We start from the raw sequence: 4,142 nt of genomic DNA on the forward strand, positions 1-4,142 counted from the left end.
GAGTTGGTGGCGGAGAGAGGCGGGGAGGAAGGGGGTGGCGTCGTCGAGGACGAGGAAGGCGACGAGGCGGACGTCAGAGGAGTTGGGAGAGGCGAGAGGGAGGACGGCGGCCTGGCGGACGCCCGGGAGGCGGCAGAGGGCGGCCTCGACTTCCTCGGGCTCGACGCGGACGCCACGCACCTTGAGCTGGAAGTCGGTGCGGCCAAGGTAGGAGAGGGAGCCGTCGGGATTCCAGCGGACGCGGTCGCCGGTGCGGTAGAGGCGAGCGCCGGGAGAGGAAGAGAAGGCGTCAGGGACGAAGCGCTCGGCGGTGAGGTGAGGAAGGGCGCGGTAGCCCCGAGCGAGGCCGTCGCCGCCAAGGAAGAGCTCGCCCGGGACGCCGATGGGCGTGGGGAGGCCGGCCTCGTCGAGGACGTAGGCCTGAGAGCGCGCCAAGGGTTGGCCCAGGCGGACGGGGCGGTGGGCTTCCACCTTCTCGGCCACCACGCAGATGGTCGTCTCCGTCGGACCGTAGGCATTGATGAGCGACGTTCGCGTCAACGCCAGTTGCTCTACCAGTGGCTCGGGCAGGGCCTCACCGCCCACGACAATGGCCTTCATGGAACGCAGCGCTTCGGGCGCTCCAGGTTCCTCCATCGCGGTGGCCAGCGATGAAGGTGTGATGACGATGTGCGTGATGCCGTGGCGGGTGATGTCGCGCCCCAGCCCCAGCGGCCCCACGTCGCGCAGCACCGTCGTCCCTCCGCGGGTCAGGCAGAAGAGGACATCCTCCAGATGCATGTCGAAGGAGAAGCTGCTGGAGGAAGCCCAGCAGTCACCCGGACGCGTGTCGTAGAGGGCGTCGAAAGAGTCGAAGGCGTGGACGAGGGCGCGGTGGGTGAGCTCAACGCCCTTGGGCTCGCCAGTGGAGCCAGAGGTGAAGAGAAGGTAGGCGAGCGAGTCCGGGAGGACGCGAGGGAGTGGGAGTGAGGACGGAGACTCAGGTGGGAGCGGCTGGACGAGGGGAATCGCCAGCGAGGCGTCGGAGAAGAAGTCCGGGCGAGAGAGGACGAAGCGAGCACGGGCCCGGTGGAGAAGCGAGGCACGACGCTCTGGCGGGTGACTGGCTTCGAGAGGAAGGCAGGTGGCGCCGCTGAGGAGAATGGCGAGGAGGCCGACGACGGCGTCCTCGGAGCGCTCGAGGCACAGGCCGACGACGTCCTCCGGGAGGACACCCAGGCCGAGCAGGTGCTGGGCCAGACGGGTGGCGCGAGCGTGGAGCTGGGAGAAGGAGAGGCGCAGGCCAGAAGAGGCGAGGACGAGGGCGGTGGCGTCGGGAGCGCGAGCGACCTGCTCGGTCCAGAGGGAGGCCACCGAGGCGAGGGAGTCGAAGGGCCTGGAGGTGTCGTTGAAGGAGAAGAGGACCTGCTGGCGCTCGGAGGCAGAGAGCAGGTCGACGGACGCAAGGGGCGCGGAGGGAGCGGCGAGCGCGCCTTCGAGCAGGCGCAGGTAGTGGCCCACCAGGCGCTGGATGGAGTCGTGCTCGAACAAGTCAGTGCTGTACTGCACCGTCACGCCGAAACCGGAGGGGCCCTCGATGATGGTGAGCGACAGGTCGAACTGACTGGTCCCGGTATCCACATGGAGCGCGCGAGCGCCCACGCCCGAGAACGCACCCGCCAGCGAGTCCTCTTCCTGGTACAGGTCGAACATCACCTGGAAGAGCGGTGAGTGACCGGGGTTGCGCTCCGCTCGCACCGCCTCGATGACTCGCTCGAACGGCGCTTCCTGGTGCGAGTACGCGGCGAGCGCGCATTCCCTTGCCCGCGCCAGCAGCCCGGTGAAGGTGTCTCCAGTCCGCACCTGAGCGCGCAGGACCACGGTGTTGATGAACAGCCCGACGATGCCTTCCAGGGACAGGTGCGTCCGGCCCGCGACGGGCGTGCCCACGCAGAAGTCGGACTGCTGCGAGTAGCGGTGCAGCAGCGCGGCGAAGGCCGTGTAGAACACCATGAAGGGCGTGACCTGCCGCTCACGGCAGAGCCCGCGCACGGCCTCGGCCAGCGCCGGAGCGACGGGGAGCAGCTGGGTCTGGACGCCCTGGTCCGTGCGCACCGGCGGGCGCGGCTTGTCGGTGGGCAGCTCCAGGATGTGCGGAACCCCTGCGAGCTGCTCCTTCCAGTACGCGACATGGGCCGCCTCGCGCGCCGCGACAGCGGGTGTCCGCTGCCAGGCCGCGAAGTCCGTGTACTCCAGGGGCAGGGGCGTCAGGCCGGGGGCCTGCCCACGGACGCGCGCCGTGTAGAGGACACCCAGCTCGCGCATCAACACGTTGTAGCTCCAGCCGTCCACCACGAGGTGGTGCAGGGACAACGTGAAGACGTGCCGCTGTGCGGAAAGGCGAAAGAGGCAGAAGCGATACAGGGGCCCCTGCGCCAGGACGAAGGGCCGCTGGGCCTCTTCCCGCAGCCGGCGCTCCAGCGACGTCCCGGGCGCCGCATCCGCCGAGAGGTCCTCGGTCACCAGGACCCGTGCGGGGACGTCCTGAACACCCAGCAGGGGATGTCCCTCGGGGGAGGAGGGCATGATGGAGCGGAGCGCGCGGTGCCGCGCCAGCAGTTGCCGCAGCGCCGCGTCGAGCGCGCCGGCATCCACCTCACCGGAGAGCTCCACCGCGCGCACCACGTTGTACGAGGCGGACGCGGGAGCAAGCTGATGCAGGAACCACATTCGCTCCTGCGCGGAGGAGGGCTCCGCTCGCGTGTCGTCCCCGCGCCGGGTGGGCCCCGTGCCCTGGAGGGAGTTCTGTCCGGTGGCGGTGTCCGGAGTGCCGCGCTTCAGCAGCTTCTGCAGCAGCGCGCGCTTCTCCTCCGGAGTCAGCGAGTCCAGGTCGGTACGCGAGGTCATGTCGATGCTCGGGGGGAACTTCACATCTTGATGTAGACGCTGACGCCCGTGCGGAAGAGCGGAAGGCCCATGGGCGGGATCTCCACCACGGAGGGGTCAGGCTGGAAGCGGAACTCGGTGCCGCGTGGCCCCAATGGCGCTTCGACGAAGAGCTGCGCCACCACGTCTCGCAGCACGGCGATGTCGAAGTCGATGCGGCCCAGCATGGAGGGGTCACTCAGGTTCGTCAGCGCGGTGAACGTCAGGCGGGGCTCGAACTGGCTGCGCCGGTCGATGCTGACCTGGGCCATGCCATAGGCACGTCCGAAGAACAGGGGCCGGTAGTCCGCGGTGGAGCGCTGCCACGTCAGCTGCGCGCGATCATCCGTGCCCAGCGAGTTGTAGAAGCCCTCCAGCCGGACGATGGCGCGGTAGACGTCCGCCACGCGGAAGGTGCCCTTGATGCCGCCACTGACCTGCGGCTTCGGGCCGCCGAAGGAGCGCTCGACGTAGCCGGCCTCGCCGCGCTCCCACAGCCGCGCGGGGAGGTCTTGCAGGAGCGCCATCTCCGCGTTGAGGTCGAAGGGGCCCAGGCCCACGGACCAGTCGATGCCATACCGGGGGCGGCGGCCCTGCTGGAAGGCCGCCGACAGCGACAGCTCGCTGGGGCCGAGCACCACCTCCGCGCGCAGCGCTCCGCCATAACGTATCGGACGGTCCTCCGGTCCATTCAGGTCCGCCGTGGCGATGAGCCACAGGCTGGAGGCCATCTCCTCCCACGGCACGTTCACCTTCAGCATGTCCACGCCGGTGCGCAGGTCCACCGGGTCGAGCGGCCGGGGATTCGGCGCCTGGAGGAAGTCCGTGGGATTCCAGATGCGGGAGCTGCCCCAGCGGACCTGCTGGCGGCCCGCGGTGATGAAGACGCGGTGGGCCAGGCCGAAGCGGAACCAGAACTGGTCCAGGACCGACTGCGGCGTGGAGAGCTGCATGTCGAGCGGATCGTAGAGAAGCCGCCCGCGCACGAACCCGCGAATCTGCTCGGAAGGATTGATGTCCAGGTACAGGTCCGCGAGCGACGGCAGCACGGGCGTCAGCGGCGTCCCCGGGCCGCCGCGCGAGGCGCTCAGCTCCGCGCGCTGGAAGTAGGCGCCACCCAGCGTGAGGATGTCCGGGGGCTCATCATCGTACGCGGCTCGCGGAGGGCCTCCATCCACGAACTGTGGCTGGCGGAAGGTCTCCCGGATGTCCGTCTTGGACGGCTGCTTGTCCGGGTG

Annotated in this window: 1 protein-coding gene and 1 pseudogene; both read right to left on the reverse strand. The window is 69.6% G+C overall.

Annotation, left to right across the window (positions count from 1 at the left end):
* The coding region (locus G4D87_RS34350; RefSeq protein WP_163786897.1) for a non-ribosomal peptide synthetase at positions 1-2,886 on the reverse strand (2,886 nt) is incomplete at its 3' end.
* 20 nt (positions 2,887-2,906) lie between these two features.
* Positions 2,907-4,142: pseudogene (locus G4D87_RS34355) on the reverse strand (hypothetical protein); the annotation flags it as partial.

The organism is Myxococcus vastator (genome assembly GCF_010894475.1).
GTDB classification, from domain to species: Bacteria; Myxococcota; Myxococcia; order Myxococcales; family Myxococcaceae; genus Myxococcus; species Myxococcus vastator.